The 25,751-nt window shown below is 65.8% G+C and carries 22 protein-coding genes and 2 rRNA genes; 16 read left to right on the forward strand and 8 right to left on the reverse strand.

The features are described 5' to 3' along the window. The first annotated feature begins 155 nt into the window (after window positions 1-155). A 23S ribosomal RNA gene (locus AORI_RS47090) occupies window positions 156-3,293 on the forward strand. A gap of 80 nt (window positions 3,294-3,373) precedes the next feature. Next, window positions 3,374-3,490: ribosomal RNA gene (gene rrf / locus AORI_RS47095) — 5S ribosomal RNA — on the forward strand. 127 nt (window positions 3,491-3,617) lie between these two features. Here the strand turns inward: rrf and AORI_RS47100 are convergent. After that, window positions 3,618-4,064, reverse strand: a complete 447-nt coding sequence (locus AORI_RS47100; RefSeq protein ID WP_016331615.1) for an Lrp/AsnC family transcriptional regulator — start codon at window positions 4,062-4,064, stop codon at window positions 3,618-3,620. Window positions 4,065-4,171: 107 nt separating this feature from the next. Here AORI_RS47100 and AORI_RS47105 point away from each other — a divergent pair, with 107 nt between their 5' ends. From AORI_RS47105 to AORI_RS47125, 5 genes are all read left to right on the forward strand, one after another. Further along, entirely contained in the window at window positions 4,172-4,624 is a 453-nt protein-coding gene (locus tag AORI_RS47105; protein ID WP_016331616.1) for a rhodanese-like domain-containing protein, read from the forward strand. Window positions 4,625-4,703: 79 nt separating this feature from the next. Next, window positions 4,704-5,459: a type 1 glutamine amidotransferase gene (locus AORI_RS47110; protein ID WP_016331617.1), complete on the forward strand. Its 756-nt coding sequence runs from the start codon at window positions 4,704-4,706 to the stop codon at window positions 5,457-5,459. Window positions 5,460-5,564: 105 nt separating this feature from the next. Next, on the forward strand, window positions 5,565-6,683 hold the full coding sequence (locus AORI_RS47115; protein ID WP_081809772.1) for an inorganic phosphate transporter: 1,119 nt from the start codon (window positions 5,565-5,567) through the stop codon (window positions 6,681-6,683). Between the two features lie 73 nt (window positions 6,684-6,756). Continuing rightward, window positions 6,757-9,729 (forward strand): bifunctional [glutamine synthetase] adenylyltransferase/[glutamine synthetase]-adenylyl-L-tyrosine phosphorylase, encoded by a 2,973-nt coding sequence (locus tag AORI_RS47120; RefSeq protein ID WP_016331619.1) that lies wholly within the window; start codon window positions 6,757-6,759, stop codon window positions 9,727-9,729. A 128-nt stretch (window positions 9,730-9,857) separates the two neighbouring features. After that, window positions 9,858-10,292, forward strand: coding sequence for an acyl-CoA thioesterase (locus AORI_RS47125; RefSeq protein ID WP_043847922.1), 435 nt, complete (start codon window positions 9,858-9,860; stop codon window positions 10,290-10,292). A 91-nt stretch (window positions 10,293-10,383) separates the two neighbouring features. Here AORI_RS47125 and glnA read toward each other — a convergent pair whose 3' ends face one another. Further along, entirely contained in the window at window positions 10,384-11,808 is a 1,425-nt protein-coding gene (gene glnA, locus AORI_RS47130) for a type I glutamate--ammonia ligase (RefSeq protein WP_007033879.1), read from the reverse strand. A 172-nt stretch (window positions 11,809-11,980) separates the two neighbouring features. On the opposite strand from glnA, the gene AORI_RS47135 reads away from it, so the two are divergent. Further along, a complete protein-coding gene (locus AORI_RS47135; RefSeq protein ID WP_200870958.1) occupies window positions 11,981-12,466 on the forward strand; it encodes an RDD family protein in 486 nt (161 codons plus the stop codon). A gap of 62 nt (window positions 12,467-12,528) precedes the next feature. Here the strand turns inward: AORI_RS47135 and AORI_RS47140 are convergent, their stop codons facing one another. Continuing rightward, entirely contained in the window at window positions 12,529-13,131 is a 603-nt protein-coding gene (locus AORI_RS47140; protein WP_228688307.1) for a hypothetical protein, read from the reverse strand. Window positions 13,132-13,586: 455 nt separating this feature from the next. Then, complete coding sequence (locus tag AORI_RS47145) at window positions 13,587-14,315, reverse strand: DUF4191 domain-containing protein (protein ID WP_016331624.1); 729 nt, start codon at window positions 14,313-14,315, stop codon at window positions 13,587-13,589. A gap of 63 nt (window positions 14,316-14,378) precedes the next feature. Here AORI_RS47145 and AORI_RS47150 point away from each other — a divergent pair, with 63 nt between their 5' ends. The 6 genes from AORI_RS47150 (at window position 14,379) to AORI_RS47175 (ending at window position 18,899) form a co-directional block, all read left to right on the forward strand. Then, complete coding sequence (locus tag AORI_RS47150) at window positions 14,379-16,466, forward strand: ATP-dependent DNA helicase UvrD2 (protein ID WP_016331625.1); 2,088 nt, start codon at window positions 14,379-14,381, stop codon at window positions 16,464-16,466. A gap of 216 nt (window positions 16,467-16,682) precedes the next feature. Beyond that, complete coding sequence (locus tag AORI_RS47155; RefSeq protein ID WP_016331626.1) at window positions 16,683-16,949, forward strand: hypothetical protein; 267 nt, start codon at window positions 16,683-16,685, stop codon at window positions 16,947-16,949. Window positions 16,950-17,115: 166 nt separating this feature from the next. After that, window positions 17,116-17,499, forward strand: a complete 384-nt coding sequence (locus AORI_RS47160) for a WhiB family transcriptional regulator (protein ID WP_007033873.1) — start codon at window positions 17,116-17,118, stop codon at window positions 17,497-17,499. Beyond that, complete coding sequence (locus tag AORI_RS47165) at window positions 17,496-17,747, forward strand: hypothetical protein (protein WP_016331627.1); 252 nt, start codon at window positions 17,496-17,498, stop codon at window positions 17,745-17,747. Before AORI_RS47160 ends, AORI_RS47165 begins: the two co-directional genes overlap by 4 nt. A gap of 106 nt (window positions 17,748-17,853) precedes the next feature. After that, window positions 17,854-18,723, forward strand: coding sequence for a class I SAM-dependent methyltransferase (locus AORI_RS47170; protein WP_016331628.1), 870 nt, complete (start codon window positions 17,854-17,856; stop codon window positions 18,721-18,723). Then, the gene (locus AORI_RS47175; protein WP_016331629.1) at window positions 18,720-18,899 is read left to right on the forward strand and encodes a hypothetical protein; all 180 of its coding nucleotides are present in this window, start codon (window positions 18,720-18,722) and stop codon (window positions 18,897-18,899) included. Before AORI_RS47170 ends, AORI_RS47175 begins: the two co-directional genes overlap by 4 nt. A gap of 5 nt (window positions 18,900-18,904) precedes the next feature. Here the strand turns inward: AORI_RS47175 and AORI_RS47180 are convergent, their stop codons facing one another. The 3 genes from AORI_RS47180 to AORI_RS47190 all read right to left on the reverse strand — a co-directional run bounded on the left by AORI_RS47180 (window position 18,905) and on the right by AORI_RS47190 (window position 22,412). Further along, window positions 18,905-19,816, reverse strand: coding sequence for a hypothetical protein (locus AORI_RS47180; protein WP_016331630.1), 912 nt, complete (start codon window positions 19,814-19,816; stop codon window positions 18,905-18,907). 143 nt (window positions 19,817-19,959) lie between these two features. Continuing rightward, window positions 19,960-21,300 carry an ABC1 kinase family protein gene (locus AORI_RS47185; RefSeq protein ID WP_016331631.1) on the reverse strand — a complete coding sequence of 447 codons (1,341 nt, stop codon included), beginning with the start codon at window positions 21,298-21,300 and terminating at the stop codon, window positions 19,960-19,962. A gap of 77 nt (window positions 21,301-21,377) precedes the next feature. Continuing rightward, the gene (locus AORI_RS47190; protein ID WP_016331632.1) at window positions 21,378-22,412 is read right to left on the reverse strand and encodes a hypothetical protein; all 1,035 of its coding nucleotides are present in this window, start codon (window positions 22,410-22,412) and stop codon (window positions 21,378-21,380) included. Window positions 22,413-22,575: 163 nt separating this feature from the next. Here AORI_RS47190 and AORI_RS47195 point away from each other — a divergent pair, with 163 nt between their 5' ends. Continuing rightward, on the forward strand, window positions 22,576-23,139 hold the full coding sequence (locus AORI_RS47195) for a M48 metallopeptidase family protein (protein WP_016331633.1): 564 nt from the start codon (window positions 22,576-22,578) through the stop codon (window positions 23,137-23,139). A gap of 6 nt (window positions 23,140-23,145) precedes the next feature. Here AORI_RS47195 and AORI_RS47200 read toward each other — a convergent pair whose 3' ends face one another. Next, a complete protein-coding gene (locus AORI_RS47200; protein ID WP_016331634.1) occupies window positions 23,146-24,495 on the reverse strand; it encodes a zinc-dependent metalloprotease in 1,350 nt (449 codons plus the stop codon). 203 nt (window positions 24,496-24,698) lie between these two features. On the opposite strand from AORI_RS47200, the gene AORI_RS47205 reads away from it, so the two are divergent. Next, window positions 24,699-25,703 (forward strand): YlbL family protein, encoded by a 1,005-nt coding sequence (locus AORI_RS47205; protein WP_197684810.1) that lies wholly within the window; start codon window positions 24,699-24,701, stop codon window positions 25,701-25,703. Window positions 25,704-25,751 lie beyond the last annotated feature (48 nt).

Below are 25,751 nucleotides of genomic sequence, written 5' to 3' on the forward strand. Positions count from 1 at the left end.
GGTGCGTGGAACGGGTGCTCCTGGGAGGTCGGAAGAATTGTTCACTCAGCACGCTGTTGGGTCCTGAGGCAACACGCCAAGGGGCTAGTACCCTCTGGGACGTTTGTTTCTGGTGTGGTGTTTGAGAACTGTAGAGTGGATGCGAGCATCTTTGTGGTCAAGTTGTTAAGGGCACATGGTGGATGTCTTGGCTTCAGGAGCCGATGAAGGACGTGGGAGGCTGCGATATGCCTCGGGGAGCTGTCAACCGAGCTGTGATCCGAGGATTTCCGAATGGGGAAACCCAGCACCAGTTATGTGGTGTTACCCGCATCTGAATATATAGGGTGCGTGGAGGGAACGCGGGGAAGTGAAACATCTCAGTACCCGTAGGAAGAGAAAACAACCGTGATTCCGTGAGTAGTGGCGAGCGAAAGCGGAAGAGGCTAAACCGTTTATATGTCAAGCTGTCAGGCGTTGTATAAGCGGTGTTGTGGGACCCAGCGTCGAGGATCTGACAGTCCTCGGAACGATTACGCGTGTTAGTGGAACGCCTTGGGATGGGCGACCGGAGTGGGTGAGAGTCCCGTACGCGAAAACACGTTGTGGATTGTTTGTCTGGTGTTCCCGAGTAGCAGCGAGCTCGTGGAATTTGCTGTGAATCTGCCGGGACCACCCGGTAAGCCTAAATACTTCCTGAAGACCGATAGCGGACTAGTACCGTGAGGGAAAGATGAAAAGTACCCCGGGAGGGGAGTGAAAGAGTACCTGAAACCGTGTGCCTACAAGCCGTCAGAGCCCGAGCACATCCTTGTGATGTTGAGGTGATGGCGTGCCTTTTGAAGAATGAGCCTGCGAGTTAGTGCTGCGTGGCGAGGTTAACCCGTGTGGGGTAGCCGTAGCGAAAGCGAGTCTGAATAGGGCGTCATAGTCGCGTGGTCTAGACCCGAAGCGGAGTGATCTACCCATGGCCAGGCTGAAGCGTCGGTAAGACGACGTGGAGGGCCGAACCCACTTAGGTTGAAAACTGAGGGGATGAGCTGTGGGTAGGGGTGAAAGGCCAATCAAACTCCGTGATAGCTGGTTCTCCCCGAAATGCATTTAGGTGCAGCGTCACATGTTTCTCCACGGGGGTAGAGCTACTGGATGGTCTAGGGGCCTTACCGGGTTACCGAAATCAACCAAACTCCGAATACCGTGGTGTGAGAGTGTGGCAGTGAGACGGCGGGGGATAAGCTTCGTCGTCGAGAGGGAAACAGCCCAGAACACCAGCTAAGGCCCCTAAGTGTGTGCTCAGTGGGAAAGGATGTGGGATTGCCCAGACAACCAGGAGGTTGGCTTAGAAGCAGCCACCCTTGAAAGAGTGCGTAATAGCTCACTGGTCAAGTGGTCCTGCGCCGACAATGTAGCGGGGCTTAAGCACACCGCCGAAGCTGTGTCATTCGTGCATATAGATCGGCGTCTCTCTTGAAGGGATGTCTAGTCGCACGGATGGGTAGGGGAGCGTCCTGCATCCAGGGAAGCGGCGGCGGAAGCCAGTCGTGGAGGGTGTGGGAGTGAGAATGCAGGCATGAGTAGCGAATGCAGAGTGAGAAACTCTGCCGCCGGATGACCAAGGGTTCCTGGGCCAGGCTAATCCGCCCAGGGTAAGTCGGGACCTAAGGCGAGGCCGACAGGCGTAGTCGATGGATAACGGGTTGATATTCCCGTACCCGAGCACGTGCGCCCAGGATGAGGCGGTTGATACTAACCACCCAAAGCCTCGTGTTGAAGCCTTCGGGTGGATACGCGAGTGTGGAGCGTGGGATCTGATTCCGTAGTAGTCGAGTGATGGGGTGACGCAGGAAGGTAGCTCCGCCAGTGAGTGGTAGTACTGGTGTAAGCGTGTAGACCGAATGGTAGGCAAATCCGCCATTCATATAGGTTGAGACGTGATGCGTAGCCGATTGAGGTGAAGTAGAGTGATCCTATGCTGCCGAGAAAAGCCTCTAGCGAGTGCGTGCACGGCCCGTACCCCAAACCAACACAGGTGGTCAGGTAGAGAATACTAAGGCGATCGGGTGAACTGTGGTTAAGGAACTCGGCAAAATGCCCCCGTAACTTCGGGAGAAGGGGGGCCAAACACTCTGAAGTCCCTTGCGGACTAGGGGTGGGTGGCCGCAGAGACCAGCGGAAAGCGACTGTTTACTAAAAACACAGGTCCATGCGAAGTCGCAAGACGATGTATATGGACTGACGCCTGCCCGGTGCTGGAACGTTAAGAGGACCGGTTAACCCCTTTGGGGGTGAAGCTGAGAATTTAAGCGCCAGTAAACGGCGGTGGTAACTATAACCATCCTAAGGTAGCGAAATTCCTTGTCGGGTAAGTTCCGACCTGCACGAATGGCGTAACGACTTTCCGGCTGTCTCAACCACAGGCCCGGCGAAATTGCACTACGAGTAAAGATGCTCGTTACGCGCGGCAGGACGGAAAGACCCCGGGACCTTTACTATAGTTTGGTATTGGTTTTCGGTTCGGCTTGTGTAGGATAGGTGGGAGACTGTGAAGCCGGCACGCTAGTGTTGGTGGAGTCGTTGTTGAAATACCACTCTGGTCGGATTGGGAATCTGAACCTCGGACCATGATCTGGTTCAGGGACAGTGCCTGATGGGTAGTTTAACTGGGGCGGTTGCCTCCTAAAGAGTAACGGAGGCGCCCAAAGGTTCCCTCAGCCTGGTTGGCAATCAGGTGTTGAGTGCAAGTGCACAAGGGAGCTTGACTGTGAGACAGACATGTCGAGCAGGGACGAAAGTCGGGACTAGTGATCCGGCACCACCTGGTGGAAGGGGTGTCGCTCAACGGATAAAAGGTACCCCGGGGATAACAGGCTGATCTTGCCCAAGAGTCCATATCGACGGCATGGTTTGGCACCTCGATGTCGGCTCGTCGCATCCTGGGGCCGGAGTAGGTCCCAAGGGTTGGGCTGTTCGCCCATTAAAGCGGCACGCGAGCTGGGTTTAGAACGTCGTGAGACAGTTCGGTCCCTATCCGCCGCGCGCGTAGGATACTTGAGGAAGGCTGTCCCTAGTACGAGAGGACCGGGACGGACGAACCTCTGGTATGCCAGTTGTCACGCCAGTGGCATGGCTGGTTGGCCACGTTCGGAAGGGATAACCGCTGAAGGCATCTAAGCGGGAAGCCTGTTCCAAGATGAGGTATCCCACCCCTTGTGGGTTAAGGCCCCCAACAGACCATTGGGTTGATAGGCCAGAAATGGAAGCACAGTAATGTGTTGTCGAGTTGACTGGTACTAATAGGCCGAGGACTTGCCCACAAAGATGTTACGCATCCACTCTACAGCTCTGAAACACCACACCGTTCTGGAAACAGGCAGTGTGTGTTGTTTCGTAGTGTTTCGGTGGTTATAGCGTCAGGGAAACGCCCGGTCCCATTCCGAACCCGGAAGCTAAGCCTGACAGCGCCGATGGTACTGCAACCGAAGGGTTGTGGGAGAGTAGGACACCGCCGGACTAACATTGAAGAAAAGGGTCTGGGACCTGGTCGAGAACCGAGAGTTCTCCCAGGTCCCAGACCTTTTTTCATGCTTGGGTCTGCCGAGTGGTAGCAAAGGTCCCTTGCTCCCCCGCGGAGATCTCGCTCAGCAGCTTTCGCGGCCGATCGCCCGCCGGCGCACAGGCGACGAGAAGACCAGCGATGTGGTCGTCTCGCCATAGCGCTGCATCCGCTCTACGAGTTCCTCCAGCTCTGCCGTGTTCCGGCAGGCAACTCGCACCAACCAGCACTCGTCGCCCGTGACGTGGTCGGCATCGAGCACCTGCGGTAGCGCGAGGATGGTTTCGCGGAAGCGTGCCGTGTCCAGGCTGCGTACCTTCGCCCGGACCATCGCTTCGATGGGGAGCCCGAGCTTCGTCAGATCGACACTTGCCGAGTACCCGGTGATGATCCCCTTCTCCTCGAGCCGACGTACCCGCTCGGTCACCGCGGGCGCGGACAGCGACACCCGCCTGCCGAGCTCCGAGTAGGTCAGGCGGCCGTCGGACTGGAGCAGTTCGAGCAGCTGCCAGTCGAGATCATCGAGGTTCACAGAACTCCAGGTCGATCGTCATGCCCGCGAGGAATCTCCAGGCTAGCCGTTTCCAAGACCTGGATTCTCCGATGTCGCGAGCGATCACTGCCTACGAGGATTGAGCCATGACGACCGAACCCCGCGCATTGACGTTCCCGGCCCTGGACAGCGCGACCGCGGCCGCGCACCTGCGCGCTGAACTCGCTCTCGAGGTCGACCCGGACGACCTGGTCCGTGATCTCGCCTCTGACACCCAGCAGGGTTACGTGGTCGTCGAGACCAGAGCTCCCGAGGCCTTCGCGTCCGCTCGTATCCCCGGCGCGATCAATCTCCCGTACCGGGACATGACAGCAGAGTCGGTCAGCGGACTGGACCGCAGACTCGTCTACATCTGCTACTGCGAGAGCATCCACTGCAACGCCGCGACGAAGGGCGCTTTAAAACTCGCGGAGTTCGGCTTCAAGATCAAACGCCTCTCCGGTGGCATCACCGCCTGGCAAGCAGCCGGCTATCCCGTTGAGCGAGACGCCCTGCTGCCGGCGCACACCTCCGCACCCACCCCGCTCTGCGCCTGCTGAGGAGCAAGGGACCTTTGCTACCACCGCCCCGCGTGGTAGCAAAGGTCCCTTGCTCTCGACGCGGTCGTAGGCTGGGGAGGTGACCGCTCCCAAGTTGCTCGTCATCCAGCCGGATGAATCAGACCCGATCGGCCCCCTCGGCGACTGGCTCACCGAGGCGGGCGCCGAGCTCGACATCCGGTTGTTGCCTGATCAAACTCTCCCCGCCGATCTCGACGGATACGCCGGCGTCGTATGCCTTGGCGGCGGGATGGGTGCGAATGACGACGAGGCTTACCCATGGCTCGCGGACGTGCGGAAGCTTCTTTCGAAAGCCGCGGGAGCACGGATCCCGACACTCGCGATCTGCCTCGGCAGCCAACTACTGGCCGTAGCGCTGGGCGGCAGTGTCAGCACGGGCGATCAAGGGCCCGAGGTCGGCCCGGGGCTTGTGTCCAAGAAGGACGCTGCGTGGACCGACCCGCTGTTCGCGGACCTGCCGCTCATGCAGGACGTCCTGCAGTTCCACAACGACGCGATCACCCGGCTGCCCGCAGGCGCGGAGATTCTCGCCTCTTCCCCGCGGTACGCCTACCAGGCCTTCCGATTCGACCGTTGTGCCTACGGTGTCCAGTTCCACATCGAGACGACGCCTGATGTGGTCCTCGATTGGGCATGGCAGGCGCCGGAAATGGCGGAACTCACCCGGCCGGACGTACTGACCCCGGAAAACCTCGCCAAGGTGCATGCCGATATCACCGAAACCTGGCGACCGTTCGCCCACCGCTTCGTCCGACTGGTGTCCGGCGACCTCGCCCCGGCTGCGGACCGTCAACGTACATTGCCGATGGCTTAACGACTTATGTCTCAAATCCGTATGGGTTATTAACACTCGGCTCTTGCCGTCAGGTACCTTGCGAGGGGAGTTTCGAAGGGTTCGGAGGTCGGGGTGGAGCCCTCACTGTTGGTCGTGCTCGTCGTCGTCACGGCCCTAATTTTCGATTTCACAAACGGGTTCCATGACACGGCAAACTCGATGGCGACGTCGATCGCCACCGGGGCGTTGCGGCCCAAGGTCGCAGTGACGATCTCCGCGGTCCTGAACCTGGTCGGAGCGTTCCTGTCGGTCGAGGTGGCCAAGACCATCTCGAATGGACTGGTCGACGACACCAAGATCGGCCCGGCGATCGTCTTCGGGGGCTTGGTCGGGGCGATCGTGTGGAACCTGATCACCTGGTTCATCGGCCTGCCGTCCAGCTCGTCCCACGCGCTGTTCGGAGGGCTGATCGGTGCCACGTGGGTGTCGGCCGGAACGGACTCCGTCCATTTCGGAAAGATCGTCGAGAAGGTGCTGGTTCCAGCGGCGCTGTCGCCGGTCCTGGCCGGCCTCGTCGCGATGGCCGTGACGTACTTCGTCTACCGCTTCTTCGTCCGCCGCGGTCGCACCGCGGGCTTCAGAGTCGGCCAGATCATCTCGGCTTCGCTGGTCTCGCTCGCCCACGGCACGAACGACGCGCAGAAGACCATGGGCGTGATCACGCTGACGATGATCACCGCCGGGACCCTCCCCGCCGGGGCGGGGCCGCCGCTCTGGGTGATCGTCAGCGCGGCGCTGGCGCTGGCGCTCGGCACGTACCTGGGCGGCTGGCGAATCACCTATACGCTGGGCAAAGGCCTCACCGATATCGATGGCCCGCAGGGGTTCGCCGCGCAGACCAGCTCGGCGGCCGTCATCCTCGCCTCGACGAACTTCGGCTTCCCGCTTTCGACGACCCACGTCTGCTCAGGCGGCATCGTCGGCTCCGGTGTGGGCAGGAATGAGTCACCGGTTCGCTGGCGTACGGCCGGTCGCATGGTGACCGCCTGGCTGTTCACGCTTCCGGCAGCCGCCATCGTCGGTGCAGGTGCCGGCCTCGTGACCTCGACCGGCACAGTGGGCACGATCGCCGTCGGTGTCGCGGGCCTCGCGATCGGCATTGGGATCTACCTCCTTTCACGGCGGAGCCCCGTCAATGCAGGCAGCTTCACCAGCCCCGCCCCGCCCGTTCCGGAACAGGAAGTCGGCAGGATCGCCGCCTAGTGGTAGCAAAGGTCCCTTGCTCCCTTGCGCGTCCGTCTGGCCGCGGGCGGAAGGGCGACTACGGTGGAAGCCGATGGTTGAGCGCGCCAGGCCGACCGCTTCCGTAGCGAGATACGGCTTCACCGATCCCCGTGCCGACGGGCAGCTGCGTGCTGCCGGTTGGTGGACCGAAGCCGGCCCGGATGGCTCCGCCGCCGACGTGTTGTCCGCGCTTTCCCGCGCGGCGGATCCTGATCTCGCTTTGAGCGGCCTAGACCGGATCAGGGAAGCCGACCCTGAAAACTGGAGCGGACTCGACCAGGCGCTCCGCACCAATCGCACCTTCCGCGGCCGGATGCTCGGTGTCTTGGGTACCTCGAGCGCACTCGCGGACTTCCTGGTCTCGAACACCGGCTGCTGGAAGACCCTCGAAGGACAGAAAAGCACCGAGCCAGGTCAGTACGTGAGCAGTCTCCTCGACCACTTACGACCGAATGGAGAACTGCTCACTGGACTCGAGTCGGAGCAGGCTCTTCGCGTCGGCTACCGCGAGCTGCTCCTCGGCATCGCAGCGGCCGACCTCGGGCATCTGGTCGAACCTGGCCTTCGCCAGCCTCCCTATGCCGAGATCGGTGCCCAGCTCACCACGCTGGCCGAAGCCGCGCTGTCAGTGGGGCTGCTGGTCGCGGAGGCCGAGGTGGGTGCCGGTGCCGAAGGCCGGCTGGCCGTCATCGCGATGGGGAAATGCGGTGGTCGAGAGCTGAATTATGTGAGCGACGTGGACGTCATCTTTGTCGGCGATGGAGATCTGACGATCTCCACGCGGCTCGCCAGCACGATGATGCGCGTGGTCGGCAAGGCCTGTTTCGAGGTCGACGCGGCGTTGCGTCCCGAGGGTAAGGCGGGTGCCTTGGTCCGGACCCTCGATGGGCACGCCGCTTATTACCAGAAGTGGGCCAAGACCTGGGAGTTTCAGGCCTTGCTCAAAGCACGGCCGGTCGCGGGCGACGCCGAGCTCGGGCGCCAGTACGCGGAGATGGTCGCACCGAAGGTATGGGCCGCGGCCGATCGGGAGAATTTCGTCCCCGAAGTCCAGAAGATGCGGCGCCGCGTCGAAGGGCACGTGCCTTCCGCGTACGCGGAGCGGGAGCTGAAGCTGGGGCGTGGAGGCCTCCGCGACGTCGAGTTCGCCGTGCAGTTGCTGCAATTGGTCCACGGCAGGATCGACGCGGATCTGCGATCTCCGTCCACGATGGACGCGCTCGCCGCCCTCGGTGACGGCGGCTATGTCGGCCGGAAGGACGCCGCGGAGCTCACATCGTCATACGAATTTCTCCGGACCATCGAGCATCGGCTTCAGCTTCGCAGGCTCCGGCGCACGCACCTGTTCCCTGCCGATTCGGACGTCAGCGAGTTGCGAACGATCGCGAGGGCGAGCGGTGTGCGGCCAGCGCGGGGCAAAAGTGAAGGGGACGTTCTGCTGGCGGAGTTCCGTCGTCATCTGCAGAGTATCCGACGGCTTCACGAAAAGCTCTTCTACCGGCCTCTGCTGCAATCTGTCGCGAACGTGCCGACCGAAGCGCTCCGGCTGACCACTAAACAGGCGGAGAGCCGTCTCGCCGCGCTCGGCTATGCCGCTCCGGACGGCGCCCTTCAGCACATCAAGGCGTTGACCGCGGGAATGTCACGTCGGGCGGCCATCCAGCAGGCACTGCTGCCGGTTTTGCTGGACCTTCTCGCCGACACTCCGGACCCTGACCGTGGACTGCTGTCTTACCGGAAGGTCTCCGAAGCGCTTGAGGAAACGCCTTGGTACCTCAGGGTTCTCCGGGACGAGGGCGCGGTCGTCGAGCGGCTCGCTTTTCTGCTGGGTACCTCGCGACTGGTACCCGACCTGCTGGCGAGAGCGCCCGAGGTCCTGCAACTGCTCGGTGATCCCGCGCGGCTGGCCGGTCGCACTCCGGCAGAGGTGGCCACCTCGCTGCGAGCCGCAGTACGGCGGCAACCGGGGTTGAACGCCGCGGTCGCGGCCGCGAGATCGCTCCGCCGTCACGAGATGCTGAGGATCGCGTCGGCGGATCTGCTGGGGTTGCTGGACGTTCCCGCGGTCTGCGCGGCGTTGTCGAGCGTGTGGGTCGCCGTGCTTCAAGGTGCCTTGGCCGCTGCTTTTCGCCAGCGTCAGGCTGAGCTCGGCCAGACCCCCGCGAAGATCGCTGTCATCGGTATGGGACGCCTGGGCGGCGCCGAACTCGGCTATGGATCTGACGCGGATGTTCTCTTCGTGTGCGAGCCGGCGGAAGGAGTGTCGGACTCCGAAGCCGCGAAGTTCGCTTCCTCGGTCGCCGAGACGGTGCGCAAGATCCTCGGGGCCCCGAGCCCCGATCCTGCGCTGGTCGTCGACGCCGACCTCCGTCCGGAGGGGCGAAGCGGCCCGTTGGTGCGAACCCTGGAGTCCTACCGCAGCTACTACGGTCGTTGGGCGGAGGTCTGGGAGTCGCAGGCGCTGCTCCGCGCACGATTCATCGCAGGCGACGACGACCTTGGCGCTCGGTTCATCGAGATGATCGACCCCATTCGATACCCGAAAGCGGGCCTCGACGCCGTTCGGGTGCGGGAGATCAGGCGGATCAAGGCCCGGGTGGAGACGGAGCGGATGCCCAAGGGCGCCGACCCGACACGGCACACGAAACTCGGCCGCGGAGGGCTCGCCGACGTGGAGTGGACTGTGCAGCTCATGCAGCTGCGCCATGGGCACGAAGTCGAGGGACTTCGGACCACTTCGACGATCGAGGCGCTGAAAGCCGTGGCGGAGGCGGGGCTCGCCGAGTCCGCCGAGATCGAATCCCTGACCGAGGCCTGGCTGCTCGCGACGCGTGTGCGCAATGCCGGGATGCTGGTTCGCGGCAAGGCCGTCGACGAGATCCCGAGCTCCGGCCGGGACCTAGCCGCGGTCGCCCGAGTGCTCGGTTACTCGGCCGATGACGATCCAGGCGAGTTCCTCGATGCCTACCGGCGGACGACGCGACGTGCTCATGCGGTCGTGGAGACCCTCTTTTACCAGGGCTGACCGCTCTGACCTGCGGTAAGTGAGCAAGGGACCTTTGCTACCACCTGCCTGGAATGGACGAGGTGGTAGCAAAGGTCCCTTGCTCACACTCGGCGTCGCGGACGGTGAGTGGCGCTTACAGTGGACTCGTGACTGTGCGCGAGCCATTTCGCACCCGGATCAAGGTGCGTCATTACGAGCTGGACACCCTTGGCCACCTCAACCACGCCGTCTACCACTCATACGGTGAGGTCTCCAGACTCGAGCTGATGGAGCTCGCCGGCGGCCTCAACTCCGGCATGCGCGACGCGAATCTCGCCTTCGTGCTGCTCGAGTCCCATATCGTGTTCCGGCGCGAGCTTCGGGCGGGCGATGTCGTCGACGTGACCTGCGACGCCAAGTTCGGCACCGGCAAGACCTTCCACATGGACTCGAACATCTACAAGATCGATGGCACCCTCTCCGCGGAGATCACTTGCACGCTGGGGCTGATGGATCTCGAGCGGCGCAAACTGGTGGACGACCCGCGTGGGCGCATCGAGCGTGCAGGCGTCGATCTGAAGGTGCTCTCCACTTCGGAGTAGCCGTACCGCGAATGACCATAAGAAACGCCGGTGGTGAGGGGCGCTTCCGCACCTCACCACCGGCGTGCTCTTGGTGTTGCCTACCGCACGATCACACGTCGTAGTACAGCGAGAACTCGTACGGGTGCGGGCGGAGCCGCAGCGGGTCGATCTCGTTCTCACGCTTGTAGGAGATCCACGTCTCGATCACGTCGGGGGTGAACACGCCACCCTCGAGCAGGTAGTCGTGGTCCGCTTCCAGCGTGTCGAGAACCGCGCCGAGGTCGCCGGGGACGAGCTTGACGTTCTGGGCCTCCTCCGGCGGAAGCTCGTAGAGGTCCTTGTCGATGGGCTCCGGCGGCTCGATCTTGTTCTTGATGCCGTCGAGACCGGCCATCATCATCGCCGAGAACGCGAGGTACGGGTTACCGGACGAGTCCGGGCACCGGAACTCGGCGCGCTTGGCCTTCGGGTTGTTGCCCGTGATCGGGATACGGACACAAGCCGACCGGTTCCGCTGCGAGTACACCAGGCTGACCGGCGCCTCGAAGCCCGGCACGAGCCGGTGGTACGAGTTGACGGTCGGGTTGGTGAAGGCCAGCAGGCTCGGCGCGTGCTTGAGCAGGCCGCCGATGTAGTGGCGGGCGGTGTCGGACAGGCCCGCGTACCCCGACTCGTCGTGGAACAGCGGCGTGCCGTCCTTCCACAGCGACTGGTGGCAGTGCATGCCCGAGCCGTTGTCGCCGGCGAGCGGCTTCGGCATGAAGGTCGCGGTCTTGCCGGCGGCGAACACGGTGTTCTTCACGATGTACTTGAACAGCTGCAGGTCGTCCGCAGCGTGAAGCAGCGTGTTGAACTTGTAGTTGATCTCGGTCTGGCCGGCGGTGCCCACCTCGTGGTGCGCGCGCTCGATCTCGAAACCGGAGCCCTGCAGGTTGCGGACGATCTCGTCGCGCAGGTCGGCGAAGTGGTCGACCGGCGGGACCGGGAAGTAGCCGCCCTTGAACTTCGTCTTGTAACCCTGGTTGCCGCCCGGCACATCGGCACCGGTGTTCCACCAACCCTCGACGGAGTCGATCTCGTGGAACGAGGCGTGCTCGGCCGAGTCGAACCGGATCGAGTCGAAGATGTAGAACTCGGCCTCCGGGCCGAAGAACACGTTGTCGGCGACGCCGTACTCGGAGATGTACTGCTCGGCCTTGCGCGCGATGTTGCGCGGGTCGCGGCTGTACGCCTCACGGGTGAACGGGTCGTGCACGAAGAAGTTCAGCGAGAGCGTCTTCGCCTTGCGGAACGGGTCGATACGCGCGGTTTCGGGGTCCGGGAGGAGCAGCATGTCGGATTCGTGGATCGACTGGAAACCACGCACCGAGGAGCCGTCGAAGGCCAGGCCTTCTTCGTAGGCTTCTTCGTTGAACGCCTTCGCCGGAACGGTGAAGTGCTGCATAACGCCGGGCAGGTCGCAGAACCTGACGTCGACGACCTCTACGTTCTCGTCGGCGATAAGGCGCTGAATGTCGTCTGGAGTAGTGGGCACCCTCGGTGACTCCTTCTCGTTCGTTGCCGGCGGCAGTACTCTCTTCGGCTCACGCTAAGAGCGCGGTGTTGCCCGACCGTCACCCGTATGTTTCGCCGGTGTTAACGGGGCGGCGATATCAGGTAGTCGACCAGGGCGAATGTGGCCCGCGCCACCGGCATACCCTGGATGGGTGGCGAGATGGACCGGAGAATGGCTGCCCGGAGCCGGTGACGAGACGACTGCCGGTGGCGAGGGTACGCAGCGGTGGCGTGGCGAGCGACTCGGCTTGCCCCAATCAGGTGTCGGCTCGGTAGCGGGCGGCGGCGCACGCCTTCTCGGGCTGATCATCGATCTGGTTCTCGCCTCGCTGGTCACGACCATCTTCGTGACTCCCAGTCTTCAGGATCCGGCTGTCATGCAGACCTTCAACCTCTGGTCGGTCGGCGTCTGGGCGGCGATCACGGTCATTCCCGCGGCCTTCTTCGGCTTCACCCCCGGTATGGCGGTGGTCGGGATCCGCGTCGCCAGGCTCGACGGCGCGCAAATGGTCGGAGCGTGGCGTGCGGTCGTGCGCGCGGCACTGACCTTCGTGATCATTCCGGCCGCGATCCGCAACATCGACGGCCGGAGCTGGCTCGACCGGCTGACCGGGACCGTCGTGATCCGCATGCGTTGACGTAGGGGGAGAGCAAGGGACCTTTGCTCTCGCCGGGGCATCCGCTGTCCGGCCGACCCTGGTCAGGCGGCCGGTGCCGCGGGAACGCTCCCTAGGTCCGGCGGCGGTCGTTGCCGAGCGCGGCGGTGCGCCGCTCGCAGATCCTGGATCACCACCAGCGGCTCGTCACGCAGCTGTGCCGGGCCTACCTGGACGACGATGAGCCCTGGAGCGGCCAGCGACGGCATCTTGGGCGACTTGTCCGGTTCGAGAGCGGCCTCGTCGTGGCGGATCTGCAAGGCGACGCCAACCTGCGACCACCAGGCGTCGGCGACTCCGACCACCGTTCCATCCGACGTCCGTAGCTCTGCCCTCCGCGTAGGTGTGGGCAGACCGCTGCGCTCCAGTACGGACTCCAACCACTGCTCGACGGCGGAGTCGACCCCGTCCTGGAGGGCATTGACGACGATCCGGGGGAGTGCGGAGCCGATCGTGCTGGCCTGGGCAAGCTCGACTCGAAGCTCCTCCGGAGTGCAGAGCCCGCGATGGACCGCGTCGTGAATCATGGCCCGCACCGAATTGAGCTCGTCCATCCGTCGTGCCGCGTCGATCAGCGCCCGGGCGAGTGGAGCGACGGGGAGTCCATCGATCTCCACCGGTTCCGGCAGATGGATCGTTCGTTCCACGACGGCGAATCCCCAGGTGGCCACTTTGCTCCGGTGGGGGATCAAGCTGTGCGCACGTCTTTCTGGCGGGAGTCTTCGTACTCCGTACAACCTGGCGGCCTGTACGCCGGTGAGCATCGCCTCCGGGCCCGCGTGAGTCAGCGCGACCTTCAAGAGCTGATGCTTGGTCGGCGTGGTGTTGGTCAGGAGGATGACGCCGGGTATGGGACGTCTCCACGGACCGCCTTCTCGGCAATATCGAGAGATCGAGGAGTGTGAGTAGCCCAGGGCGACAAGTTTCGCCCGGGCGGCCACGCCGTCCGGGAACATCGCTGCCAGCATCTTCTGCCGGGCGCTCAAGGTTCTGTCCACACAGTGATCATGCGACCACCCACCGACAGTTTTTCGCCTGAAGACGGATCAGGGGTCCTTTGCTGCCACCTAGCGGCAGCAAAGGACCCCTGATTCTCGTTTGGTCAGCGGCGGCGGATGGTGCGCTGGACGTTGCGCATCTTCGCGCCGGCGGGCATCGGGCCCTTGGGCATGGCGGCACCGCGGCTGCCGAGGGCGGCCAGCTTCGCCTCCAGCGCGTCGACCTGGGCGGGCTTGAGGTTGCGCGGAAGCTTCATCAGGTAGCCCTGGAGCTTCTTCAGCGGCACCTGCTGCTCTTCGTTCCCGATGATCACGTTGTAGATCGGGGTCTCACCGATCAAGCGGGACACACGCTTCTTCTCCTGCGCGAGCAGGGACTTCACGCGGTGCGGCGCTCCCTCGGCGACGAGCACGACGCCCGGGCCGCCGAGCACTCGGTGCACGGCGTCGAGCTGGGTCGTGGCCGCCACGGTCGGCGTCACCTTCCAACGGCCTCGCATGTTCTCGAGTGCCCAGGCCGCGGCGCCGGGCTGCCCGTCGGCCTTCGAGTACACGGTCTTCTGAACCCGCCTGCCGAAGATGATCACAGCGGCGAGCGCGCCGAGCAGGATGCCCAGCGGCAGCACGACCCAGTGGACGTCGAAGATGAACCCGATGCCGAACACGACACCGGTGATGACCAGGAGCGATCCGACCATCCAGGGGATGAGCGCCTTGTCTTCCTTGCGCTGCATCTTGAAGGCCTCGAAGATCTGCCCGCGGCGAGCCTTGCTCGCGGCGCGCTTCTCCTTCTTGGCCAGCTTCGCTGCTTCCTTGTCCTGCTTTCCCGCCATGTGACCAGGATACGGCCGCGTGCCCTGCGCCGAACCCGTCGGGCCCTCTGCGAGGATCGGGGCGTGGTTAGCGCATCGTCCCCGAAGAGTCGTCCAGGCCTGCTCGATGGGCTCGATCCCGAGCAGCGCGCCGCCGCCTGCGCGCCGAGGGGGCCGGTCTGTGTCCTCGCGGGAGCGGGGACCGGCAAGACGAGGACGATCACGCATCGCATCGCCCACCTGGTCCGTTCCGGGCACGTCGCCGCTGGTCAGGTGCTCGCGGTAACGTTCACGACTCGCGCGGCGGGCGAGATGCGCACGCGGCTTCGGGGGTTGGGTGTCGACGCCGCCCAGGCGCTCACCTTCCACGCCGCCGCTCGCCGCCAGCTTCGCTACTTCTGGCCGCAGGTGGTCGGTGACCGGCCGTGGGAGCTCCTCGAGAACAAGTTCCGCTACATCAGCCAAGCCGCCAACAAGGCCGGTCTCAGCACCGAGACGGAGCTCCTGCGCGACCTCGCCAGTGAGATCGAGTGGAGCAAGGCCTCTTTGGTATCGCCGGACGACTACCCGGCGGTCGCCGCGCGTACGCAGCGGGATACCCCGGCTCCCGCGTCGCAGGTCGCGGAGGTCTACCGCAACTACGAGAAGGTCAAGAACGCCGCGCAGGTGCTCGACTTCGACGATCTGCTCCTGCACACCACCGCGGTCCTGGAGGAGCACACGGTGGTGGCCCAGGAGTTCCGCGAGCGCTACCGCTGCTTCGTCGTCGACGAATATCAGGACGTCACCCCGCTGCAGCAGCGGTTGCTCGACGCCTGGCTCGGCGGCCGCGACGACCTGACCGTCGTCGGCGACGCCAACCAGACCATCTATTCGTTCGGTGGGGCTTCCCCCCGTCCGCTGCTGGAGTTCACGCGGAGGTTCCCCGAGGCGACGGTCGTGCGGCTCGAACGGGACTACCGGTCGACTCCGGAGGTCGTGGCTCTCGCCAACCAGGTGATCGGTGCCGCGCGTGGCCGCCCTGCGGGGTCGAGGTTGAAGCTGATCGGCCAGCGTCCTTCCGGGCCGGTCCCGCGGTTCGCCGAATATGACGACGAGACCGCCGAGGCCGCGGCCGTCGCCCGCAGGATCCGTGATCTGCTCGACAGCGGAGTGGCGGCCAGCGAGATCGCGGTGCTTTACCGCGTCAACGCCCAGTCGGAGGCTTACGAGCAGGCTCTGGCCGAGATGGGGATCCCGTACCTGGTCCGTGGCGGCGAGCGGTTCTTCGCCAGGGCGGAGGTCCGGCAGGCGATGTCCGCGTTGCGGATGGCGTCGACCGACGCCGACACCGGCGAGTTGGTGACCCGGGTCCGCTCCGTGCTCGCGAAAGTAGGGCTCACGGACCAGCCTCCCGCCGGAGGTGCGGCGAAAGAGCGATGGGACGCGCTTCTCTCGATCGTCGAGCTGGCCGAGGAGCTGGCCTCCACCGTCGACGACGCGGATCTGCCGCGTTTCGTGGCGGAGCTCGAGCAGCGGGCGACAGCGCAGCATCCGCCGACGGTGGAGGGCATCACCCTGGCCTCGCTTCACGCGGCGAAAGGGCTCGAATGGGACGCTGTGTTCCTCGTGGGGCTCGCCGAAGGGACCATGCCGATCCTCCACGCCGACGGCGACGAGGCGGCCATCGAAGAAGAGCGCCGACTCTTCTATGTCGGTGTCACTCGGGCGCGAGAGCACCTCTCGCTCTCGTGGGCCTTGGCCAGGACATCGGGAAACCGCCGCAACCGGCGCCGCAGCCGTTTCCTTTACGGCCTCATCCCCGAAGATCATCCGGCGGCGAGGGTTGCCCGCTCGCAGCAGCCGAAGCAGGCCGGCAACAAGGCCCGGTGCCGGGTGTGCGGCGGGCCGTTGCCGGAGACGCTCGACATCAAGCTGGGCCGGTGCTCCCGTTGTCCGTCCAACGTGGACGAGCAGCTGCTCGAGAAGCTGAAGTCCTGGCGGGGGGAGCGCTCGCGCGAGCTCAAGGTGCCGGCCTTCGTCGTTTTCACGGATGCGACGCTGGTCGCGATCGCCGAGCAGCGGCCGACGGACGACACGGCGTTGTGCGCCATCTCCGGGATCGGCGCGACGAAGCTCGAGCGCTTCGGAGCGGAGGTTCTCGACGTCGTACGGGCGTCGGTGGAGTCTTGACCGCGTTCCAGGCATGATCCACGCGGCGAACCTGCTGCTCAGAGCCGATCTTCGCAACTTCGACGGATTTTCTGGAAAATAAGTTGCCCCGGTGCGGCCGGTGGCAATAACCTGCAGGTACCGGGCGGGAAGAGCCCGGACTGGGGAAGAACATCTACAACACAGCGTAGACCGCAGGGCGGTTCGCGCGCGACAGAGAAAGGCGGTGCCGGTGAAATGACGATCAACATGATGCTCACGAACCCTGGCACCCGTCTGTCCTGCGTCGCGGAAGTCCCGCAGGCTCAGCGCCAGGGCACCTTTGTGCCTGTGAGCATCCTCGCCGCCCGCGGCACCCAGCGTTTCGACCTCGGCCGGATCGCCGCTGAAGAAACCTTCTCGCACGTTGCCGCCTTCGGTGGAGCGTACGAGAACGGTGGCGTCGATCTGCCGGTCATCAAGCAGTTCCGTGTTCCGTTGTCCATACGGGAGCGAAGTTCCTGACCTAGTCAGGACTAGAGGCTCACGAAGGCCGCGGAACCGGTTACCGGATCCGCGGCCTTCGTGTTTTTGCTGCACAAACAAGTTGGCTGCACAACCTAATTGGGGTTCAGCGTTGTCCAGTTCCACCGTGAGTACGAAATCCGTTACCGGACAGAGGAGTGCACTTATGTCATCGGCCATAGCTTTCGCGCCGGGGGAGGCTCTGCCTTTCGCCGACGCAGGCGTCGTCGACCTGCTCGACGCCATCGACTCGCCTGAGTCGATGCTTCCCTGCCGTTCGGGCGACGCGGACCTTTGGTTCGCCGAGTCGCCGGCAGAGCTCGAGCGGGCGAAGGCGTTCTGCGCGGACTGCCCGGTCCGTTCCGCTTGCCTCGCGGGTGCCCTTTCCCGGCGTGAGCCGTGGGGTGTCTGGGGTGGCGAGATCTTCGAGCGTGGCGTTGTCGTCGCGCGGAAGCGGCCCCGTGGTCGCCCCCGGAAGAACCCGGTCGTCGAGCCCGCCGCCGAGGCTCGCCCCGTCGCGCGCAAGGTCGAGCGGAGCGCTGCGGCATGACCGTCGAACTCATCACCACCAGGGATTACGAGGCGCTGAGGGGAACTCGCGCGCCGACCGAATTGAACGAAATCAAGGTCGAGGAGACCAGCGAAATGTTGCTTTATGAAGAACTGTCCAGGGCCCGAATACGAGACCTCGAGGAGGGAGTCCGCGCGCAGCCGGCTCGAAGCGGCCCGCGCGCCGCACGCAGGTGGACCAAGGTCGCCCGCTGGGCGGCCCGGCGAGCCGAGCGCCTTCAGGCCTGACCACTCGGGGGAGCGGGGGACCTTTGCTACCACCAGCGCGGTGGTAGCAAAGGTCCCCCGCTCCCTTTGGGGCGTGGCGCGGCTCGGCTTGGTGTTCACTGGGGGAATGGCCGTACACACGCACGACGACATCGACTGGGCCGATCGGCTTCGATCGCTTCGCATGGCTGAGGCACTCGACGCCGAGCCGATGCGGGAGGCGGCTCGACGGCTGCTGAAGGGCATGCCGGATGGCCCGACCATCCTCGACGTCGGTTGCGGCGCGGGCGGGATGAGCGTGCTCTTCGCCGAGGAGCTCGCTTCCGTCGGCGCCAGGATCGTGCTGGTCGACGCGACCGAGCAGCTGCTCGTCGAGGCGCACCGCGTCGTCCGCGCGGCCGCGGGCGACAGGGCCACCGTCGAGACGGTCCACGCGGACGTGGCCGATGACGCGTTGGCCGCCAAGCTTCCTCCCGCCGACCTGGTCTGGGCTTCCCGCGTGGTCCATCACTTGCCCGATCAGCAGGCGGCCATCGACACCCTCGCCCGGCTCGCCCGCCCCGGCGGCCTGGTCGCCATCTCCGAGGGTGGTCTGGACTTCAACTGTCTTCCTTGGGATCTCGGCATCGGACGGCCCGGGCTCGAGGACAGGCTGCTCGCCGCGCGCGGTGAGTGGTTCGCCGAGATGCGGGCAGGGATCCCCGGCTCCGTGCCCATGCCCTACGGCTGGAATATCGCACTTCAGCGGGCAGACCTCACCGACGTCGACTCCTTCGGCGTGCTCATCCACCATCCGGCGCCCGGACCGGAACTGCTGCGGGAGTTCATCGTCGAGCGACTGACCTGGCTGAGCGAGGTGGCAGGTGACCGCCTCGCCGACGACGACCACGAGACCGTGGCCGCGTTGATGGACCCGGCGAACCCGGCCTTCCTCGGCGCGCGCCAGGATCTGTTCTTGCAAGGGGCGAAGACGATCCATCGCGGACGGCGGTCGTGAACGACCCGATCGGCTGCTCGTTGTGCGGCCGGATCCGCGGCGTCGACGAGGAGCCGGCGCAGACGCTCGCCTGGGTTTCCACCCGTGAGAAGAACGTCGTGCGCTGGATGTGCCCCGCCTGCGCTCGCCGCCACACCCGCGACATCGAGGGAAAGCTGCCGGACGAGTACTGGTGAACCACTCAGGCGGCGTCGATGCGGCCGATCGTGCGGACCTTCGGCCTCGGTGTCCGCGCCGCTTCGGCGAACGCCCTGACGAGCTCGGCCGCGACTTCCAATGGCACCTTCCTCATCTGGTCGATGGTGCAGCGCACCAGCACGGTCCCGGTCGCGGTCAGCGCCAGCGGGTGGAAATTCGCGGCGCCCTGTTTCGGGGCACGGAACTGCCATGCCATGCCGATGTCGTCCCACCAGGCATCGGCGGTGCCGATGGGGCGTCCTCGTCGGTCGCAGAGCGTCGTGTTCCACGAGGGCGAGGGCAGCGGACAGCCGCTGAGGACCTTCTGTGCCAGCCCATGCGCGTACGTCTCTTCGGGATCGACGCGCCGCAAGGCCGCCCGCACCGCGGCCGAACCCCGTCGGTTGCCGGAATCGAGCTCCTCGCTGAGTTCGTCGAGCGTGCACAGGCCCCAATACAGCGGCAGCGTGATCAGTTCGTCGATTCGCGAGGGATCGAGCTCCAACCGGGCGAGATCGAGCGCGGCCCTGGCCGGCGGGGCGAACGGAACACCGTCGATCAAGGTCGGCGGCGGCATCCGCGTGGTTCTTCGCGGCAGCATGCCGGGCTCCGCGGGCACGCGACGGTACTCGGGGACAAGGAGATGGACCTCCCGTGTCACCGGGCAGTCGACGCCTCGTGCGCGTAGCGCGTCGGCGCCCGTCACCACCACGTCCGGCCCGAACCGCGCGACAGCGGCTTGCAGCAGCTGAAGCCGGGTGGGCGCGGCGTCGCGCAACAGGATCACACCCGGCATCAACCTTCGCCAGGGACCGCCCGGGCCACAGAGCTTCGCTGTGTAGCGCGCGGTGACGCCCGCCTTGCGCAGCTCGCGGCTGGTGATGATCCCGGATTCGCTGGTGTTACTGAGCGCCATGAGTCGGGCGCTTCGTGTAATGGTCATGAATCGAGGATGACCGCTGGGCCGACCGGGTGGAACCGCTTCCGCGAACTTGTGGACAACTCGCCCCGGCGAGCCCGTTTTCCGCTCAGTCCCAACGTTCCCTGTGGATAACTTTCTCAGGCCGCGAAGCCCGGCTGCCAGCGTTCGACGATCGCGCGGGCGGGGATCTCGGCGTCGAGCTGGCAGAGGATGCCGGTCGAGCCGGCGGTCACCCGGTGGATCATCAAGTACTCGGGAGGGAGGTTGAGAGAACGCCCGATCCGGAAATCCCGGCCGCGGGTGTCACCGACCCGGCCCGCCTGCCGTTGCATCCAGCGGCGGGTGAAGTGGAACGTTTCGCCCGCCAGCGGTTCGGTGAACGGGGCAAGGTAGGCGAGTACGTCGTCGGCCCGCAGATCCGCGTCGGCCCGGATGAAACCGGACTCCCTGAGCAGCCGCATCAGCTTCGCGGACTCGCCGTCGAGCGCCAGCCTGGTCATCTCGCCGAGGTGCTGCGGAATCCCGTCGGGCAGCCTGGACACTCCACCGAAGTCGATGACGCACAGCCTGCCGTCGGCCGTCAGCATGAAGTTGCCGGGGTGGGGGTCCGAATGCAGGAGCCGGGCTCGTTCCGGGGACGAGTAGTGGAACTCGGTGAGCAGGCGGCCGGCGCGGTCCCGCGTCTCCTTGTCACCGCCGGCGATGATCTTCGACAGCGGTGTGCCGGTGGCCCACTCCGTGACGACGACCTTCGGCGCGCTGGCGACCACGCGGGGGATCAGGAACCCGGGGACGCCTTCGAATGCCTTCACGAAGTCACGCTGATTTTGGGCTTCGGCCTGGTAGTCGAGTTCTTCGTTCATCCGTTCGGCGAGTTCCGCCAGGAGCGGTTTCACCTCGGTCCCCGGCACGAAGGCCTGGAACAACCTGCTGAAACGCTGGAGCTGCCGAAGGTCGCTCCGCAAGGCGTCGTCGGCCCCCGGGTACTGCACCTTGACGGCGACTTCGCGACCGTCGTGCCAGGTCGCGCGGTGGACCTGGCCGATGCTCGCGGATGCGGCGGGCTGGTCGTCGAAGGCCGCGAATCGCTGCCGCCAGGTGCGCCCCAGCTGCTCGGCGAGGACTCGATGGGTCTGCCGGGTGGGCATGGGTGGCGCGGCCGCCTGAAGCTTCGTCAGGGCCTCGCGGTAGGGCTTCGCCATCTCGTCCGGCACCGCGGCCTCGAAAACGCTCAGCGCCTGGCCGAACTTCATCGCGCCGCCCTTGAGCGTGCCGAGGACCTCGAAAAGCTGCTCCGCGGCCTTGGCCGACAGCGTCGCGCTGACCTCTTCGGCGCTTTGCCCGGTCAACCGCCTGCCCCAGCCGCCGACCGCCCGTCCCGCTATGCCGAGGGGGATACTGGCCAGCTTCGCCGTTCGCGCGGCCCCGTTGCGGGGGATGGCGGCGTCACGGTCCTCGGCGTTGCGGGAGTCGGTCACCTTCGCGATTCTGCCTTGATTCACTGCGCCCGCGCAGCCTGTCGGGGGAGTGTGTGTGGGCTACGTCGCTCGCCGTATCACCGGGCGCCGCATCCACATCCGGTGTGCGGCGGCCAGTCGCGGTGCCGGATCGTGCCGTCGAAGAAGTCGATCTCCAGTGTCGCGTTCCACGCGGGCGGAGTCCGGTCGCCGGGGGACAGGAGCCGGAGCGCCTGTGCGGCGGCCAGCGCGGCGCACGCGTGGACGGCGCCGAGGTCCGGCTGCTGCACACGTCCCGCGAGCTGGCTCGCGACCCTCGGCCACGAATCGTCGCGGCCGGCACGGTGCAGGTCGGCGCAGCGCAGGCAACTGCTGCGGCCGGGCACCACGAGCGGTCCGACGATGCCGATCCCGTCCCGGACTCGCACCGGCAGGTGGTTGACCCCGTCGCGGACGAGTTCCTCGACCAATTCGGGTGCCGGGACCACGGCGTCGGTGAGTAGGACGAGCTCCGGACGGCGGTCCGAATAGAGCCGGGTGGTCGCCGTATCCGCCCCGGTGCGGTGCACCACCTGGACCAGCGCCTCCCGGCGGGGCATGCCGATTTCGGCTTCGGTGTAGCCCGAGCCCAGGTCACGTTCGAGAACCGTGCCCGTCGCCCGGACGTCGATGTGCCCGACGCCGCTGTTGGCGAGCAGGACGGCGATGGCCACGGCCAGCCTGCCGTCGCCGTGGATCGCCACCGCGGTGCGCCTGCGGCGTGCCGCCATCGCGGCCTGCTGGTGACGGGCGCGAAGCGGCCAAAGTCCTGTCTCCGGTCTCGGTCTCGGATGCCGTTCGGACTGCCCCGCGTCGGTCACGAGCCCTCGGGCCGTCAGGTCCGTCAACAGGTCCCGCAGCTGTTCGTCGTGTTCGCTCTGCGCGAGCACGATGTCGTCCGCGGCCCGTTTCCCGTCCAGCCCGCGGACGGCTTCGGCCACCTCGGTGGCGACTCCGGCGACCACGACGGCGTGTGCGGGGTCGAGGCCGATCTGGATCTCGCCGTTTCCCCGTTCCAGCACATCCAGGCCGGGAAGCAGGGCGGGGAAGGCGGGAAGGATGATCGATCGCAGATCGGGTTCGCGCGGGTTCATGATCGCAGGATCGCACCCACCCGCCGCCTCGCCGTCCGAAAGAACGCGAGTTATCCACAGGTTGGCCCCGTTGTGGACAACTGGAGGCTGTGACCTTTCGGCCCTCGGAGTTGTCGGTGACTGGCCTTACCGTGGTCGAGTGGTCGAAGCACGGACGCCCTCATTGAGGGGCCGGGACACGACGAATCCGTCGGACACTCCCGAACACAAGGTCGAGGTACGGCGTAGCCAACGCCGTCACCGGACCGTCACCGCGTACTGGGACGAGGACACCCTCGTCGTGCTGATCCCTGCCCGGATGACCCGGGCCGAGGAGAAGCACTGGGTTGCCGAGATGCAGCGCAAGCTGCTGCGCAAAGGCCCGCGGCAGGCCGCGCCGCCGAAGGCCTCCGACGAGGCGCTGCTGGCGCGCTGCGCCGTGCTCTCGGCGAAATATCTGGATGGCAAGGCGATACCCGCGAGCGTTCGCTGGGTGCCGCCGATGAGGACGAGGTGGGCGTCCTGCACACCGGTCGACGCGACGATCAGGGTGAGTGATCGTCTGCGCCGGGTGCCGGGATGGGTGCTGGACTACGTCCTCGTGCACGAACTCGCGCATCTGAAGGAGCCAGGGCACAACGCGGCGTTCTGGGAGCTCGTTCGCCGTTATCCCAAGACCGAACGCGCCATCGGCTACCTGGAGGGCTTGTCCTCCGCCGCCGGTTGGGGCATCGCGGCGGAGGACTGACGTGCCTCAGCTCTCGTCTTCGTCGCCCTTGGGCTTGTTCTTCTCGCGCTCGGTGCGTTCGATCTCGGCGATCGGGTCGATGCCTTCGAGCGTCGACTCGCCGTCGCCGAGGCGTTCGGAGAAGTCGAGCGGCTCGTCGAGGTCTTCGGCGGTCGGCATCAGGTCGGGATGGGACCAGAGGCCGTCCCGCTTCTCGATGCCGTGCTGGTCGCCGACGAGCTTCCACAACGAGGAAGCCGCCCGCATCCGCCTGGGCCGGAGTTCGAGCCCGACCAAGGTGGCGAAGGTCTGCTCGGCGGGACCACCGGTGGCCCGGCGGCGGCGCAGCGTCTCCCGGAGCGCGTCCGCGCCCGGCAGCCGGTCGCCGATGGCCTCGGCGACCACGACGTCGACCCAGCCTTCGACCAGTGCGAGCAGGGTCTCCAGGCGGTTCAGCGCCGCCTTCTGCTCGGGCGAGGTCTGCGGCTCGAGCAGGCCGGAGGACATGGCCTCTTCGATGCTGGCCGGGTTCGACGGGTCGATCCGGCCGGCGAGCTGTTCCAGCGCCGAAGTGTCGACGGAGATACCGTTCGCGAATTCCTCGACCGTGGCCAGCAGCCGCTGCCGCAGCCAGGGGACATGGGCGAACAGCCGCTGGTGGGCGGCCTCGCGTGCGGCGATGAAGACCAGCACCTCGCTGGTCGGCAGCTCCAGGCCCTCGGTGAACTTCTCGATGTTCGCCGGCAGCAGCGCGGAGGTGGCCGCGGGACCCAGCGGAAGGCCGACCTCGGTGGAGGTGAGCACTTCGGAAGCCAACTGAGCCAGGGCGTTGCCGAGCTGGGAGCCGAAGGCCATCCCGCCCATCTGCCCCATCATCGAGAGCAGCGGACCGGCGGCCTGCTTGGCCTCCTCGGGCAAGGCTTGGACCCACGCGCCCGAAACCTGCTGGGCAACGGGGTCGCAGAGGCGCTGCCAGGTCGGCAGGGTCTTCTCGACCCAGGTGCGTGCGGACCATGCGACGGTCGAGGTGGCTCCGGCGGGCAGGATCGTCGCGGCGTCGAGCCACAGCTCTGCCAGGTGGGCGGCGTCACGGACGGCCGTGCTCGAGTCGCCGCCACTGGACGACGAAAAGCCGAGCTTGACGTCTCCGCTGTCGCTGCCGCTGAGGTTCTGCAACGCGATCTGTTTCGCCAGGTCGTAGTTGACCGGCCCGGTCGAGCTGCCGGCCTGGCTGAGCATCTGGCCCAGCTGGCTGAGCATCTGACCGAGCTGATTGAAGGCCTCGGCGCCGGAGGGCTGGCCGCCGGAATCCGACGGCTCGTTCTCGCCTCGTTTGTCGGGATCGGGCGGTCCGAAGCCGAACGGGGGTTTGCTCATGGCACCACCGTACGCGGGTCCCGGGATTCACAGCTCGTCAAGTGGAGTGATGAGCGTGGCCTTCACCGAGAAGCGAACACAGTCACCGTACGCTGTCACGCGTGACAGAGCCCTCGGAGGAGACCACAGGAGCGCGGAGCCGTTCGGGCTCCGCGGGTGACCAGGACCGCTCCGAACGGCGGCTGACCCGGCGCGGCTGGACGCTGCTGGTCAGCGGCGGGTTGTTCGTCGTCTTCGCGCTGGTCGGGTTCTTCATCCCGGTGCCGTATGTGGCGATCAGCCCCGGTCCGACGTACGACACCCTCGGCAAGGACGCCGCCGGGCAGTCCGTGATCCAGGTCAACGGGCACGAGATCTTCCAGACCTCCGGCGAACTGCGGATGACGACGGTCTCCCTGCGCGATGGCGGTATCACGCTGTTCAACGCGCTCGGGCTCTGGGCGAGCGGCCGGTACGCGCTGGCGCCGCGTGAGGAGTACTTCAAGCCCGGTGAGACCAACGAGCAGGTCCGCCAGGAGAACATCCAGCAGCTGCAGGACTCGCAGACCGCCGCTCAGGTCGCCGCGCTGCGCCGCAAGTTCCCGGTGAAGGTGCTCGCGAAAACGATCGTCTCCGGCAGCCCCGCGGACAAGGTGCTCGCTCCGGGGGACCGGCTTCTGGTGGTCAACGGGGCGACGGTGAAGGAAGCGACCGACGTGCGGGCCGCGCTGAACGGGACGAAGCCCGGGCAGACCGTCCAGATCACTTTCAAATCCGATGGGCAGGCCGAGCGCACCGTGCCGCTCACGCTCGCGCAGCGGCCCGACGGCCCGGAAGGCTTCATGGGCCTGACCGCGGTGGACCGCGCCGACGTCCCCTTCGACGTGAAGATCTCGCTGCAGGACGTCGGCGGGCCGTCGGCGGGCCTGATGTTCGCGCTCGCGATCGTCGACAAGATGGAGCCCGGCGACCTCGCCGGCGGCAGGCACATCGCCGGAACGGGCGAGATCTCGGAGAAGGGCGTCGTCGGCGCGATCGGCGGCATCTCGTTCAAGGTGGTCGGCGCCCGCGAGGCCGGCGCGACCGACTTCCTCGTGCCCGCGCACAACTGCGCCGAGGCGAAGACCGCCGCGCCCGATGGCCTCAACCTGATCAAGGTTTCCACCCTGGACGAGGCGATCACTCAGCTCGAGAACCTCAAGGCGGGACGCCCCACCGCCTCCTGCTGACCGCTGGGGGAGCAAGGGACCTTTGCTACCACCCGGCGTGCGTCTCGG

The organism is Amycolatopsis keratiniphila, assembly GCF_000400635.2.
Lineage (GTDB): Bacteria > Actinomycetota > Actinomycetes > Mycobacteriales > Pseudonocardiaceae > Amycolatopsis > Amycolatopsis keratiniphila.